Source organism: Sulfitobacter sp. IGS-18, from assembly GCF_059628195.1.
On record NZ_CM184556.1, the window covers coordinates 1,553,453 to 1,567,897 of the forward strand.

Genomic DNA, 14,445 nt, shown 5'->3' on the forward strand with positions numbered 1-14,445 from the left:
CCGCATTCCGGCGACGGCTGGATAATGGGGGCCGGGATGGCCTGTATTGGTGGTCTTAGCAATCGAGGGGCGGGAGCAATTCCGGCAGATTCTTTTTAGGTTCCTGAATATTAAGCACCTTTTTTACGTCCTTCCTGCCCGCAAATGACTGGATAATGATTTTCATGTAAGCGCGCGCCGAGGGGTTCGTTTCGGCTTTCGGCAGGTCGATCCGGGAGGGTTTGCCTGACAGGTGATGTCGTTCCCAGGCCAACTTTACCGCGTCCAGAAAACCGACATGATCGGGGAAGACGGACAGACCGTCATCCGCCGCCAGGCCAAGCACTTCGGTTGAAATGACAGGAACGCCCATTGCCCGGTACATATGTACCTTCAGCGGGTTCATGTAGCGTGATATCTCGTCCGACACATGGGGCAGAATGCCCAGATCGCATCTGCGCAACAGGTTCAGAACCTGTGATTCCTGCATCGGCCCCCAGTAGACGACGTTTTTTCTGGCGGTAAGCCTGCTCAGCGCGGGAATCTGCCGCCTTGCCGCGCCGACAAGGTGCAGGGTGATGTCATCGGAGATCATGGTCAAGCTTTCCAGCAGACCCCAGTCGATCCGGTCGTTCATGTTGCCGGAATAGATGACGTTGAACCCGGTCTCGTCACCGTTTTGCGCCTCGGGCGGCTCTTCGTCTGCGCCGGTATACCAGTTCGGGATGACCGAAACCCTGCCGCTCTCGATGTCGCGGTCCGAGATCATTCCGTAGTCCTTGAAGAAGTCCACGTTGAACTGCGAGTTGAAGACAAGCGTCTCCGCCATCGAGATCAGGCTGAAATATTGCGCGCCCACATATCTCTTGGTCTGATCGTTCGACCATGGAAACTGGTTGTCCACGATGTCGATGATGCAGCGGAATTGCGAAATGATATCATAGATTTCTTCAAGAAAACGAATGACCGGAAACAGGATCAGCGTGCTGTGCGTCGGGGATATGCGCTGCTCGATCAGGTAGGCCATGAAGTCTTCGTTCAGCGACCCGACAGAGGTATGAAGGATGGTGTGGTAATCGACATCGAAACCGTCCCGGAAGGACCTTGCAATCTTCCGTTCGATTGCGGGGCCGACGATCTTGGCATCACCCGAGAATTCAAAGGTCTGCTTGAGAATGGAATCATAGGTCGTCCGGTGGCAGAACTCCAACACGATCACCCGGAAGGAGGGAAACAGCGATTTGTAGGACCGCGCGATCTGATCGATGCGCCGACCATAGATGCCGGCATCATTTTGTTTCCAAAGAAGAACCAATGTGTCCTGGGGCGCAATCGCCTGCCTGGCTTTGTCTTCGGCCAGAAGGCTGAAGCTCATCGGCGGTGTCCCGGCCTTTGCCTCGGCTGCGTGAAAGGCCTCGTAAGCGCCGTCAAACGAGAATTGATGCGGTAGCCCGATCTCCGTTTGCAGGGACAGGGCATTCTTGACGGCGGCAGAAAACGTCGACCCGTGGAAAATGAAGACCCCTTTGATGTTCTCCAGATCCGCGACGCTTTGACTGTAGGGGACAAGCGCCGGGCGGCCCACCGCCAGCGCATCGCCGATCTTGGAAGAGATCTGATAGCGGGTAATGTTCTCGTCATTGACGCCCTGTGTCGGAAACCCGGTAAGAACAAGGTCGAAGGTGGAGATCAGGTCGAACAGGTCGGCATTCCTGACATTGTCTTGCACGATGACGCCCAGTTCGGTCAGGTCATCTTTCAAAGAGGCCGGGCTGAAATCACCATATACGTGAAATTCCAGGGGAATCTGCAGGTTCCAGCTTGAGACCCGTATGGCCCGCGCCGCTTCGATCAGCCCCTTGTGGGGGCGCACGGTGCCGATAAAGCCGATCTTGATGGCCGCGGGGTTTGCCGCCGGTGGCGTTATGGTGTGATGCGTGGCCCTCGCGTGGCGCACGATTTCGGCGTCGCATTCCTCGGCCAGCGTGGCGCTTGCAGCGGTATGCGCGGTGATACCCTGTTGCAGGTAAGAGGCCAGCGGCACGGAATTCGGGCCATAGTACCGATCCGCCTTGGTCTGTTTGGAAAAATGATGATCGTTGTCGTCGTGATCCAGAATCAGCTTTGTGGTCTTGCCGGAAATCCGCGCCGCCAGTTCGAACGTGGGCAGCCTGGGTTTGCTCAGCCAAATCGTCGGAAAATGCAGGTCGACCATCTGGAAGAGCGCGAAATACTGATGTCTTTCTTCCCAGGGAATGACGATCCTGTCGAAGCTGTCATTCTCCAATGGTGCCCAAAGCCTGGTTCCGAATTCCGGGAAGTTGAAGGAAAACAGAAAGGCCGGGCGATGTTTGGCGATCACGTTGTAAAGCACATGGGCGCGGCCAATCGGATTATGGCTCGATTCCCAGCAGGCAATTGCAACGCTGTCGGGGTGCGTCGCAACCTCTCTGGCCTTCATGACCTGCTGCAGGATGGCCCCGGCAGGGACGCGCTGTTCGGCAACCTTGACGTGTACAAGCCAGGAATGCTCTCCGTTGCAGGCATGCAGCTCAAGCCGGTCTCCGATTTCAATGCCCTCGGCAGAGAATTCAAACCCGAGATCACCGGGCAGGCCAACTTTCTTATTGACATCCCGACGCGGAATGTCCTTTCGTAACAGCTTGACCGGAAAACCGTTTTTCAGGACCAGCGGTTCTGTGCCATCCTCTGCGCCCACCAGCCAGCCGCTGTATTTGCCGTCCAGCTGATTTTCGATCCGACCCAATGCCTCTCCTTGTCGATACGACAATTTGGTCATTGTTTCGGTATTCGGCATAGTTGAACTTTCTGGGGTAGGGGTAACCATAGGTGGTATATCACTACTTTGGCGAACGGGAAGAACTTTCCCTCTGGTTGCGTGACATTAATCTGTGCGGCAACTCTGCCACCGGCAGATGCCCTTTGACCCTGACGGCATCGCAAAGTCGGTTTTCGTCCTGGTCTGGCTGGAAATGACCAGGCCCGGACATCTGCCCGGTTCGGCACCCCATGGCGTGCCGTGGGCGGGGCTGGCTATGGGTCGTTTGTGCCGCAATGCCCTTTGCGGTAATGATGGAACAGCAACGGGCAGGGGGCGCGGCACCGGCGATCAATCCATTTATCCGGTTGCAAAGTCGTGCGGGAGCGTTTTCCTGTAGCTACAGAAAAACAATATCGGGAGATCACCTATGAAAAACCTACTTGCCACCACGGCGCTTACCCTGACGGTCGGCACCGCCGTTGCCGCCGCAGGCTGTGACAAGGTCACCTTCTCCGACGTTGGCTGGACCGACATTACCGCCACCACCGCCGCTGCCACCGTCGTGCTGGATGCGCTGGGCTACGAGACGGAGATCAAGATCCTCTCCGTGCCGGTCACCTATACCTCGATGGCCGCGGGCGACATTGATGTCTTTCTGGGCAATTGGATGCCCACGATGGAAGCCGATATCGCCAAATACCGCGATGAAGGCACCGTGGACACCGTGCGTGCCAACCTTGAAGGCGCGAAATACACATTGGCGGTGAACAAGGCCGCCGCCGACATGGGCATCACCTCCTTCGATGCAATCGCCGCCAAGGCAGATGCGCTGGACGGCAAGATCTACGGCATCGAGCCGGGCAATGACGGCAACCGCCTGATCCAGTCGATGATTGATGATGACGCCTTTGGCCTGAAGGATTTCGAAGTGGTCGAAAGCTCCGAGCAGGGGATGCTGGCGCAGGTCCAGCGGCTGTCCCGCAAGGGCGAGCCGATTGTCTTCCTCGGCTGGGAACCGCATCCGATGAACGCCAATTTCGAACTGACCTACCTGTCGGGCGGTGATGATTTCTTTGGCCCCGACCTGGGCGGTGCCACCGTCTATACCAACACCCGCGCGGGCTATGTCGGCGAATGCCCGAACGTCGGCAAATTGCTGGAGAACATGTCGTTCTCGCTGGCGATGGAAAACGAGATCATGGGCGCGATCCTGGATGACGGCAAAGACCCGGACGATGCGGCCGAAGCATGGCTCAAGGCAAATTCCGGCGTGCTGGATGGCTGGCTGGACGGCGTGACCACCAAGGACGGCGGCGACGCGATGGCAGCGGTCAAGGACGAACTGGATTGATCGCCATCAATGAATGAAAGATGCCCACCCCCGGCGGGGTGGGCATTTTTATGATCTTGCCTGACGTAACGGGGACGCGCGGATGAATTGGCTGACCGACAACAAGATACCCATCGACGACGTGGCCGAAGGCGCGTTCGAATGGTTGCAGATCAACGGCGGCTGGTTCTTTGACGGCCTTTCCGTGGCGATGGAGGCGCTGATCGAGGCGATCCTCTGGGTGCTGCAAACGCCGAACCCGCTGATCATCGTCGCGGTATTTGCGGCCCTCACCTGGGTCATTCAGCGCAACTGGAAGGTGCCTGCGCTGGTCATCGTGGGCTTTCTCTTCATCCTGAACCAGGGCTATTGGGAGGAAACGACCGAAAGCCTCACGCTGGTGCTGTCGGCCTGTGTGGTCTGCATGGGCGTGGGCGTGCCCATCGGTATTGCGGCGGCGCACCGTCCCGGGCTATATCGTTTCATGGCGCCGGTGCTGGACCTGATGCAGACATTGCCCACCTTCGTCTATCTGATCCCGGCCATCGTCTTTTTTGGCATCGGTATGGTGCCGGGGCTGATTGCCACGGTGATCTTTGTGCTTCCCGCGCCGATCCGGCTGACGCAGCTGGGCATTTCAAGCACGCCCAGGGCGCTGCTTGAGGCGGCCCAGGCCTTTGGCGCGAAGCCCAGCCAGACGCTTTGGAAAATCGAACTGCCCTATGCCCTGCCGCAGATCATGGCGGGCCTGAACCAGACCATCATGCTGTCGCTGTCGATGGTGGTGATCGCGGCGCTTGTGGGGGCAGATGGCCTCGGGGTGCCGGTGGTGCGGGCGCTCAACCAGGTGAACACGGGGCTTGGTTTTGAATCCGGGCTGATCATCGTTGTCGTGGCCATCATGCTCGACCGGATGCTGCGGGTGACACGCAAATGAGCAACGCGGTAGAATTCGACAATGTGAGCATCGTCTTTGGCGACAAGCCGGAAAAGGCGCTGCCGCTGATGGACCAGGGCCAAAGCCGGTCCGAGATCGAGGCGGCGACGGGGCAGGTGCTGGGTGTACATAACTGTACGCTCAACGTGGCCACCGGAGAGATCCTGGTGCTGATGGGCCTCTCCGGCTCGGGTAAATCTACGCTGCTGCGCGCGGTCAACGGGCTGAACCCGGTGGTGCGCGGCTCTGTCACCGTCAATGACGGCGCATGGTCGGCCAATGTGCAGGGCTGTTCGGCACCCGACCTGCGCAAGGTCCGCCGCGAATGCGTGTCGATGGTGTTTCAGCAATTCGGCCTGCTGCCCTGGCGCAGCGTGCGCGAGAATGTGGCGCTGGCGCTGGAACTGGCAAAGGTGCCCCGCGACGAACGATTGGAGCGCGCGGACAGGCAATTGGCACTGGTGGGCCTGTCCGATTGGGCGGATCGCAAGGTGGGGGAATTATCGGGCGGGATGCAGCAGCGCGTGGGCCTTGCCCGCGCCTTTGTGACCGAAGCGCCGATCCTGCTGATGGATGAACCCTTTTCGGCGCTGGATCCGTTGATCCGCACCCGCCTGCAGGATGAACTGCTGGAACTGCAACGCGATTTGAAACGCACGATCATTTTTGTCAGCCACGATCTGGACGAAGCTTTCAAGCTGGGCGGGCGCATCGCGATCATGGAAGGCGGGCGGATCGTGCAGGTCGGCACCCCGCGCGAGATTTTCTCGAACCCGGCATCCGACTATGTGGCCGAGTTCGTGGCCAACATGAACCCGCTTGGCGTGCTGACCGCGCGCGACGTGATGGGGGCGGCCAGGACCGGCGAACACGCATCGGTCGATGCGGAAATGCCGGTGGCCGATCTGATCAGCCGGTTGGGCGGCGCGGAAAGCTGTTTCGACGTAACTGATGGCGGCGCGGTCATCGGGGCGGTCACGGCGCAGACAATTGTCGAACGATTGAAAGGCTGAGGCGCGCGCAGGAGTGCTGTCAAATCAGGTGATTGACAGGGCAGAATTGCTCTGACCAGATAATTTTTTCTCGGGGGGAGATGTCTTATGCTGTACTTTTTCTTGATCAGCGCGGTCGTTTTGGCAATACTGAGGTGCCTGTCGGTCTATTTTCCCGATGGAACCGCGATGCAGTTTTTTGCAGATAAGCTGGTTCTTTTCGCGTATTTGGCCTCGGGACTTTTGCTTGTCGTTGCGGCGATGAGCGAAAAGGGTTTGTCGAATGCCCAGACCTCGGTGTTGCTGAAGATTGCGGGGTTCTGGGTAATAGGGTTGGTTATTGTCTGGGGAGTTCCCGCGATTTTTCGCAGGATGTGATCTTCCCGGAATTGCATTTGTGCAAGAAGTTTCGGGGGGAGTTTTTCATCCTGTTGTTGCGGCAGCGCCGCGCCATGCGCCTTTCCAAAGCTGGCCAATTTCACGCGCGCCCGGAATTACCCGCCAATCCATTTCGTCATTCGCACTGACACAGATATTTTAACGACCTAAGGAAGAACCATGCCCCAGACTCAGCTTGCAGAGGATCCGACCACGGAAGTGCCCGAGGTCCTGACCACCATCACCTTTTCAGAGCAACCGCGCTTCACGACCAACCCGACATTTGAATTTGACAACAACACTGTTACGACAGTGGGTCAGATCGTCAGCGACGGGGCCCAGCCTCAATCGCCGGTCATTGCGGCCAATACCAGTTACCGTGGCCCGGTGTTCCTGTATTTCGAAAACCCGGTAAACTACGTCAGCCTGGATGTCGGCTATTTCGACAATGTCGGCAGCACCCGTATCGAATTCCGCGATGCGGCGGGCAATGTCATCCATGTCGCGCATAACAGCGGCCTTGGGGTTCTGACCTTCGAATTTGCCTCTGATCTCGGCATTGCCTCGGTGGCCGCCATCGACGAAAGCTTTGATGACGCGGGCTTCTCCGTCGATACCGTGGTGTTTGGCGATCCGATTGCGGATCTGGATCCGCCGACCATCGAGCTGCTGGATACCGTGCCTGCAGGGGTCGACCGCGACCTTGGCGTGATCGAGGCGGATACCGAATATTTCTTTTCCGATTCCGTCAGCGAAGTGGACACGCAGGATTACATCCGCCTGACCGCGAACGAACAGCTGACCGCGACGATCCGGGTCTATCTGAACAGCAACCCGAACGATGTGCGCGAACTGGCCGTGACCTTCGAGCAGGGGGTGAACGTCATCCAGCTCAGCGCGCTGCCGGGCTATACCGATGCCGAACCCTATTCGGTGATCGTGGATGTGAACCCGCCGACGCGCCTGCCCGAGGATGATCTGATCGACGATCTCTTTGCCAGCGTGGCCGGGGCGCTTGTCTTTGACTTCAACGCCAAGAAATACGAGATTTTCCAGCTTGTCATCGACAACATGGACAATGCCGACGACGCGGCACGTATCCTGGGCAAGATCGGCAAGGCCTTTGGCGTTCTGGGTCTGGTGCTGGACATCGGCAACCGGATCGACAACGTCTACAATTCCAATGACGCGCCCCGACAGGCCTTTATCGAGATTGTGGACATGTTCACCGGCATGGCCGCGACCGGTGCCGTCACCGCCGGCGTTTCATTTGTCGGCACACCGATTGCGGGCGTCCTGGGCGGCTTCGTCACCGGGTTGATCTATACCTTCGGGCTCAGCAACTCTGTGCGCAATGCGGCGAACGGCTGGTACGATGACCTGCTGAACGAGGCGAACCTCGAAAACAGCGGCGCATTGCCGGGTGATCTGATCGGGGTTGATGAGGTTGCGGGCGATGTCGACATTTCGGCCAACATCTTTGACGCCGACTTCTATCTCGACACCTATGCCGATGCCGCCGAGGCGGTGAACTCCGGTGCCGCGGTCAGCGCACTGGCCTATTACCTGTCGATCGGGATCAACCAGGGCCATCAGATCAACGATCAGGGCACCGTGGTTGCACCTGCCGACCTGGCGCTGAATGTCACCATCGACAATCCCGCGAACCTCTTTGATATCGGTGTCTTTGCCGCGGAACTGGGCACGCGGCCCGGTGACGGTGTGACGACGCCAGAGGCCAATCTGGCCGATTACATCAACGAGCAACGGACCGATGGCACCGAATACGCGTTCAACGCGGCGCTCTCGGCCCTTGCCAACCGGATCGCGGTGGACTGGATCGGCAACCGTGCCGAAGCGCCGTTCGGCGTGGCTTCTGCCGCTGCTGCGGCTACCTGGGCCGAGATGCTGACCAACGGGCAAAGCTATCAGGACGCGCTGGACAGCATCGCCGATGCGGCGGGGATCGACCTGTCGCAGACCCAGATCCTCGCGGCCTGGAACCCCGGTGCCACGGCGGCAGAGGTGTTTGCCTATCTCAGCAACTCGACCGCCGGGTCACAGGCGCTGATCGGGCTGGACTACAACGCCATGGGCATTGCCAACTTTGGCGGCATGTGGGTGATCCTTCTGTCCGACGGTTTCCTGGCCGATGACGTGACAACACCCGACGACAGCGGCGTGTTGTACCTGTTTGGCGAGGAAACCTCCGATTTCATCGTGGGTAGCGAAAGCGCGGATGACATCAGCGCCTTTGCCGGAAACGACGAAGTTTCGGCTGCGGGCGGGAATGACATCATCAATGGCGGCAACGGCAACGACACCCTGCGCGGTGGTGCCGGTAACGACGTGATCGAAGGCGGCAATCAGGAAGACCTGCTTTTCGGTGACACCGGCAATGACACCATGGATGGCGGTGCCGGCTTCGACCTGATGTATGGCGGTTCCGGCAATGACTTCATGAACGGGGGCAATCAGGCCGACAACCTCTTTGGCCAACAGGGCGAAGATACCCTGCTGGGCGGCAACGGGTTTGACCGTCTGTTTGGCGGCGACGACGACGATGTGGCCTATGGCTGGTTCGGGACCGATGCGCTCTTTGGCCAGCTCGGCAATGACCGGCTTTATGGTCAGGGCGACAATGACCGGCTGTTCGGCGGTCAGGGCAATGACCTTGTCGATGGCGGGGCGGATGACGACGAGATCACTGGCGGGGCCGGCTTCGACACCATCGTCGGCGGCACCGGTAACGACCTGCTGGTCGGTGCCTTCAACGCCGACACCTTTGTCTTTGCCGATTTCGGTGGCGGCTTCGGCCAGGATACGATCCGGGATTTTGACGCCAACAACGTCTTTGAACGGATCGACCTGCGGCTTGTCTCCTCGATCCGCGACCTGAACGACCTGCTGACCAACCATGCGACCCAGGTCGGGCAGGACGTGCTGATCGATGCGGGCGGTGGCAATACCATCCTGCTGGAAGGGGTTGACCGCAACGATCTGGATGCATCCGACTTCATCTTCTGATCCCGATCCCGCAACATCGACAGGGGGCCGTCACCGGCCCCCTTTTCATGCGCGGGGGGCGGTCCGTCGCGACGTGCTCAGCGGGTGGAGGCCTTGCGCAGCAGTTCCGCGGCGTCGGGGCGTTTCAACAGCTTTTCATTCACGTCCAGCCCGGCATGGGGCAGGTCGTAATGGCCGGGGATGACCTCTCCCATGGCCTGTGACAGATCATCGGGCAGGATGGCCCGGGTCCGCGTGTCGATCAGCATCGTCTCGGCCGCGATCCCTTCGGCATAGATGATCTGGTGGCTGTCGAACAAAAGCTGGAAATAATCCACGAAACCGCCGTCCAGCAGGGTGACGGTATAGCCGTTCACCAGATGCCGCGCCTTGACCAGCAGCTCTGAGCGGCCCGCGCCCACCTCATCGGTGCGCTGGTAGATGAACAGGCGGTGGTCCGGGCTGACAATCAGGTCGTTCTCGTTGTTCAGGGTTCCGGCGGCAATGCGGATCGGGGCGAAATCGCCCACCGCGCGCACCGTGCTCTCTCCGATCCAGCGCACCGCCTGCACGCCATCGTCGCGGGTCAGCACCCGGTCGCCGACCACCAGATCCTCGATCAGGCGCTGTTCGCCGCTGGCCAGGGTGATATGGGTTCCGCGGGTGAAGGACACGCATCCCACCTGCGCGAACTTGCGGCGCGGGGTCTTGGTGTCGATGCCCACCAGACGGTATTCCACCTGCGGCAGCAATTGTGCCATCGGCAAGAGATAGATTTCCACCGCCGATCCGTCCTGATCCACCTCCACCAGCAACAGCGCCTCCTGGGTCTGGCCGTCAGGCGACATGAACATCAGCGCGCTGTCCAGATGAAGCGCCGAACCGGGCGTGCCGGTTTCGCTGTCCTCGGCCACCGTGAACCGGTTGCTCATGGAAGGCAGCAGGGCCAACCGCAGGGGCGCCACGCCATAGGGCAGCTCATAGATATCATCCAGCACCAGTTCGGCGGCAAAGGACAGGGTATCGCCCATATTTGCCCCATCTGTCGCCCGGATGTCGCTGGCCCTGAAAACCGTGGCGGACTGGGCAGGAGCAGGGCGTGAACGGGCCATCGGAACCTCGGGTCAATTGGAAATCTGGTCAGCGGATTACGCTAGAATTGTGTCGCACTTGGGTCAAGCGCGCGGTGTTTTGCTGGCATCCCCGGCGGGGCATGTTAGGTCTTTGACAACCAATCAGGAGGAATCGCAAATGGATCTGGGGATCAGGGGAAAAACCGCACTTGTCTGCGCGTCGTCAAAGGGGCTGGGGCTGGGCTGTGCCGAGGCACTGGCAGAGGCCGGTGTGAACCTGGTGATGAACGCACGCGGCGCCGAGGCGCTGGAGGCGGCGGCAGAGCGGCTGCGCAGCACCTACGGCGTGTCGGTCACCACCGTCGCGGCCGATGTCTCGACCGAGGAAGGGCAGAAAACCCTGATCGACGCCGCCGGAGAGATCGACATTCTGGTCAATAACGCTGGCGGCCCGCCCCCCGGCATGTGGAAGGACTGGGACCGCTCCGATTTCATCGCGGCGCTGGACGCCAACATGCTGGCCCCCATCGCCCTGATCAAGGCGCTGGTGCCGGGCATGATGGACCGGGGCTGGGGCAGGGTGGTCAACATCACCTCGCAATCCGTGCGCGCGCCCATCGGTGTGCTCGGCCTGTCGAACTCGGCCCGCACCGGGCTGACCGGCTATGTCGCGGGCACCTCGCGGCAGGTCGCGGGCTCGGGTGTGACGATCAACAACCTGTTGCCGGGCATCCACGCCACCGACCGGGCGGATTCGCTCGACGCAGGTGTGGTCAAGGCCAAGGGCATCACGCTGGAGGAAGCCCGCAAGGAGCGTGCCTCGGGCATTCCGGCGGGGCGTTATGGCACCCGGCAGGAATTTGGCGCGGCCTGTGCCTTCCTGTGTTCGCAGCACGCGGGCTTTATCGTGGGCCAGAACCTGCTGCTGGACGGCGGGGCCACCAATCTCACAATGTGAGCGGAGCCTGGCGGATGTTCAGACCTGTCCTTTGTGCCGCCGCGCTCTGCGTGGCGGCGCTGCCCCTTGGGGCGGATGAACTTCTGCCACGGCTTGAAGCCGCGCAGGGGGCGATCGACGCGCGGATGCTCACGGTGATGGGTGCTGATCCCGCCGGTGCGCGGTGGAACCCGGCGCGCCGCGCCGCCTCGGCCTGTGCCCTGCGCGAACTTGAGCACAGGCGGGGCCGTAAGACCGCTGAGACCTACGTCCGCGCCGTCGAAAAGACGGTAAGTGAGGCTGCCCGGCTCGGTTCTGCGGGTGAATTCGGCGGTCTGGCCGCCCGGATCCATCGCGATGCGGGCATTCGCCTGAACCGTGATCTGGTCCCGATCACCCGCACCTGCGGCATGGGGTTGTAACCATGGCAGAACCTTTTTCGCTGAAAGATCACCTGTTCAACGCGGAAAGCATCGGGGAGATGGCGGAGGAATATGCCGCCGGCCTGCCGGGATTCGACGCGGCGCGTTTTCAGCAGGAAACCCTGGCCGGTTTCCCCGAGCGCGCCTTGATGGAGCGGCTCGACTGGATCGCCGATTGCCTTGAACCGCATCTGGCCGCCGATTTTTCGACCATGGCGGAGCAGCTGGAGGCGATGATGCCGCCGCCGCTGGACCCGACGCTGCGCGACGACGACTTTGGCCGCTTCATCCATGCGGTGCCGGGGATACTGGCGGTGCGCCACGGGCTGGAGAATCACCGCGAGCGCGCGCTGGACCTGATCCATGCCGCCACCCGGCGGTTTTCGATGGAATACTACATCCGCCCCTTCCTGAACCGCTGGCCCGAGCAAACGCTGGCCCGGCTTTCGCACTGGGTGGAGGATGACAATTATCACGTGCGCCGTCTGGTCAGCGAGGGCACAAGGCCGCGCCTGCCCTGGGCGCGGGCCGTGACCCTGACCAGCGATCAGACCCTGCCGCTGCTGGACAGGCTGCATGCCGACCCGACGCGTTATGTCTCAAGATCGGTGGCCAACCACCTGAATGATATCGCGAAAAAGGAACCGGACCGGGTGGTGAACCTGTTGCGCGGCTGGGGAAAATCGGCCCGGCAGGATGGCAAGGAACTGGCCTGGATGACCCGCCACGCCCTGCGCACCCTGATCAAACAGGGCGATGCGGCTGCCCTTGACCTGTTGGGCTACCGCCGCGATGTGCCGGTGACCGCACAGCTGACGCTTGAGGCGCAAAGCGTCGCCATTGGCGGCGCGCTGGCCTTCTCGCTGCAACTGGAGGCCCCGCAGGACCTGCCGGTGATGGTGGACTACCGCCTGCGCTTTGCCCGGCCCGGCGGCAAGGAGGCGGAAAAGGTCTTCAAGCTGAAAGCGACGCAGATCGCGGCGGGACAAAAGCTGAGCCTGCGCAAATCCCATAAGCTCAAGGGCGATGCCACAACCTTTACCCTTCATCCCGGCAAGCATGGGATCATCGTGCAGGTCAACGGGGTGGACGTGGCGGAGGCGCAGTTCGATCTGACTGCTGCCTGACCGCAGCTCATCACATTTCGGATAGCTGGGTCGTGCTGTCTCGCCCTGCCGCTGTGGCTGATTTACGACTTGACCCGGAACAGAACAGATCGGGACGCCTCTCATGCAATCCAGCCTCCTCATTGCCCTTTTTGCGGCGCTTCTTCTGGCCAGTCTTCTGGCCGCTCCCCGGCGCGCCAGTGTCGAAGGATTCTTTGGCGGCAAGACCGCCAGCGGTGGCGCACCGGGCCTCTGGGTGCTGGTATTGAGCCAGGTCACCACCTGGATTTTCGCCCGCTCACTGATGAACGCCGCGATCCTGGGATATTACTATGGCATCGCGGGCACGCTGGCCTATGCCGCCTATTACGGATCCTTCCTGACCGGCGGTTTCATCGTCGCGCGCCTGCGCCGCGACGGGGCGCGGTCGATGCAGGACTGGCTGGGCGACAGGTTCGGCAGCAGCGGCACCGCCTGTTACAATCTGGTCGTGGCGCTGCGGCTCTTGTCCGAAGTCTTTGCCAACCTGCTTGTGGTTGGCCTGATCTTTGATGCGGTACTCGCAGGCAGCGGCACCACGGCGATCCTGGTCGTCGCGGTGCTGGGGCTGGCCTATTCCGCATGGGGCGGGCTGTCGGCGGCCCTGCGCACCGATGTGGTACAGATGTGTGTCTTTCTCGCGGTCTTTGGCGCGGCCTTTCTGGCGCTTGTGACCGGGCCGGAGTTCTCCTTCGCTGCGGTGCTGACGGCGCCCGGCACCTCCGTCCCCTGGAACGGCTGGGTGCTGCTGGCGGTCGCGCTGCTGCAGGTCTTTTCCTACCCGGCGCATGACCCGGTGATGATGGACCGTGGCTTTATCGCGGATGAGGCCACAACCAGGGCCTCCTTTCTGCATGCCTTCTGGATATCGACCCTTTGCATCATCGGCTTCGGCTTTTTCGGCATTCAGGCGGGGCTGACCGGCGCGGCCTATGAGGGCGAGCTGATCGGCACCTGGGGGGTGATGTTTCCCCCTTGGGTCTTTGTGGCACTGATGATCTCGCTTCTGGTCTCCGCGCTCAGCACGCTGGATTCCGCCCTTGCCTCGGCCGCGCGGCTGATGGTCGAGGAATGGCGCATCGCCCCGCGCAGCCTGTCGGGCGGGCGCATTGTGATGGTGGGCTTCATGGTGGCAGGCACGCTGCTGACGCTTTGGGGCAATGCCACCCTGTTCGATGCCGTCGCTGTATCCGGCACCGCGTCGATGTTCCTGACCCCGGTGCTGGCGGTGGCGCTGGTCGGGGGCCGCAGGGTCGCGCGCTGGTCGTACCTTCTGGCATTTGGCGCCGCGATGCTGGGCGCGCTGGCCTATCTTGGCCGGGGCTGGCCTGTCTTTGCCGCGCTGCTGCCGGAGGGTCACAAATACGAGCAGCTTTTGATCATTTGCCTGTGCGTTCTGGCGATGGGCTTTGCTGCGGTGCTTGCGGGGACCCGGCGGGGCTGATAGCTGATCTCCGAGTGATT

11 protein-coding genes are annotated in these 14,445 nt (G+C 61.1%); 9 read left to right on the forward strand and 2 right to left on the reverse strand.

All coding sequences use genetic code 11. From position 1 onward, the window contains the following. Window positions 1–55: 55 nt before the first annotated feature. Complete coding sequence (locus ACWNZ3_RS07440; protein WP_496901708.1) at window positions 56–2,746, reverse strand: glycosyltransferase; 2,691 nt, start codon at window positions 2,744–2,746, stop codon at window positions 56–58. A 442-nt stretch (window positions 2,747–3,188) separates the two neighbouring features. Here ACWNZ3_RS07440 and ACWNZ3_RS07445 point away from each other — a divergent pair, with 442 nt between their 5' ends. The 5 genes from ACWNZ3_RS07445 to ACWNZ3_RS07465 all read left to right on the forward strand — a co-directional run bounded on the left by ACWNZ3_RS07445 (window position 3,189) and on the right by ACWNZ3_RS07465 (window position 9,425). Beyond that, complete coding sequence (locus ACWNZ3_RS07445) at window positions 3,189–4,112, forward strand: choline ABC transporter substrate-binding protein (RefSeq protein WP_269367024.1); 924 nt, start codon at window positions 3,189–3,191, stop codon at window positions 4,110–4,112. 82 nt (window positions 4,113–4,194) lie between these two features. Next, window positions 4,195–5,028, forward strand: a complete 834-nt coding sequence (gene choW, locus ACWNZ3_RS07450; RefSeq protein ID WP_496901709.1) for a choline ABC transporter permease subunit — start codon at window positions 4,195–4,197, stop codon at window positions 5,026–5,028. After that, window positions 5,025–6,041: a choline ABC transporter ATP-binding protein gene (gene choV, locus ACWNZ3_RS07455; RefSeq protein WP_274575389.1), complete on the forward strand. Its 1,017-nt coding sequence runs from the start codon at window positions 5,025–5,027 to the stop codon at window positions 6,039–6,041. Before choW ends, choV begins: the two co-directional genes overlap by 4 nt. An 87-nt stretch (window positions 6,042–6,128) precedes the next feature. Further along, window positions 6,129–6,398 (forward strand): hypothetical protein, encoded by a 270-nt coding sequence (locus ACWNZ3_RS07460; protein WP_114273363.1) that lies wholly within the window; start codon window positions 6,129–6,131, stop codon window positions 6,396–6,398. Window positions 6,399–6,578: 180 nt separating this feature from the next. Then, complete coding sequence (locus ACWNZ3_RS07465) at window positions 6,579–9,425, forward strand: calcium-binding protein (RefSeq protein WP_496901710.1); 2,847 nt, start codon at window positions 6,579–6,581, stop codon at window positions 9,423–9,425. A 77-nt stretch (window positions 9,426–9,502) separates the two neighbouring features. Here the strand turns inward: ACWNZ3_RS07465 and ACWNZ3_RS07470 are convergent, their stop codons facing one another. Then, window positions 9,503–10,516 (reverse strand): Hint domain-containing protein, encoded by a 1,014-nt coding sequence (locus ACWNZ3_RS07470; protein ID WP_496901711.1) that lies wholly within the window; start codon window positions 10,514–10,516, stop codon window positions 9,503–9,505. Between the two features lie 139 nt (window positions 10,517–10,655). Here ACWNZ3_RS07470 and ACWNZ3_RS07475 point away from each other — a divergent pair, with 139 nt between their 5' ends. The 4 genes from ACWNZ3_RS07475 to ACWNZ3_RS07490 all read left to right on the forward strand — a co-directional run bounded on the left by ACWNZ3_RS07475 (window position 10,656) and on the right by ACWNZ3_RS07490 (window position 14,425). Further along, window positions 10,656–11,435, forward strand: coding sequence for an SDR family oxidoreductase (locus ACWNZ3_RS07475; protein ID WP_274575385.1), 780 nt, complete (start codon window positions 10,656–10,658; stop codon window positions 11,433–11,435). Window positions 11,436–11,449: 14 nt separating this feature from the next. After that, window positions 11,450–11,836 (forward strand): hypothetical protein, encoded by a 387-nt coding sequence (locus ACWNZ3_RS07480; RefSeq protein WP_496901712.1) that lies wholly within the window; start codon window positions 11,450–11,452, stop codon window positions 11,834–11,836. Between the two features lie 2 nt (window positions 11,837–11,838). Then, the gene (locus tag ACWNZ3_RS07485) at window positions 11,839–12,963 is read left to right on the forward strand and encodes a YhaZ family DNA alkylation repair protein (RefSeq protein ID WP_496901713.1); all 1,125 of its coding nucleotides are present in this window, start codon (window positions 11,839–11,841) and stop codon (window positions 12,961–12,963) included. Between the two features lie 103 nt (window positions 12,964–13,066). Next, window positions 13,067–14,425 (forward strand): SLC5/6 family protein, encoded by a 1,359-nt coding sequence (locus ACWNZ3_RS07490; protein ID WP_496901714.1) that lies wholly within the window; start codon window positions 13,067–13,069, stop codon window positions 14,423–14,425. Window positions 14,426–14,445: the final 20 nt, after the last annotated feature.

Bases quoted from the DNA above. Each gene is read 5' to 3' on its own strand.
- ACWNZ3_RS07490 (WP_496901714.1), top strand. From the start codon at position 13,067: ATGCAATCCAGCCTCCTCATTGCCCTTTTTGCGGCGCTTCTTCTGGCC.
- ACWNZ3_RS07480 (WP_496901712.1), top strand. From the start codon at position 11,450: ATGTTCAGACCTGTCCTTTGTGCCGCCGCGCTCTGCGTGGCGGCGCTG.
- ACWNZ3_RS07485 (WP_496901713.1), top strand. From the start codon at position 11,839: ATGGCAGAACCTTTTTCGCTGAAAGATCACCTGTTCAACGCGGAAAGC.
- choW (WP_496901709.1), top strand. From the start codon at position 4,195: ATGAATTGGCTGACCGACAACAAGATACCCATCGACGACGTGGCCGAA.
- ACWNZ3_RS07475 (WP_274575385.1), top strand. From the start codon at position 10,656: ATGGATCTGGGGATCAGGGGAAAAACCGCACTTGTCTGCGCGTCGTCA.
- ACWNZ3_RS07470 (WP_496901711.1), bottom strand. From the start codon at position 10,516: ATGGCCCGTTCACGCCCTGCTCCTGCCCAGTCCGCCACGGTTTTCAGG.
- ACWNZ3_RS07445 (WP_269367024.1), top strand. From the start codon at position 3,189: ATGAAAAACCTACTTGCCACCACGGCGCTTACCCTGACGGTCGGCACC.
- ACWNZ3_RS07465 (WP_496901710.1), top strand. From the start codon at position 6,579: ATGCCCCAGACTCAGCTTGCAGAGGATCCGACCACGGAAGTGCCCGAG.
- ACWNZ3_RS07460 (WP_114273363.1), top strand. From the start codon at position 6,129: ATGCTGTACTTTTTCTTGATCAGCGCGGTCGTTTTGGCAATACTGAGG.
- choV (WP_274575389.1), top strand. From the start codon at position 5,025: ATGAGCAACGCGGTAGAATTCGACAATGTGAGCATCGTCTTTGGCGAC.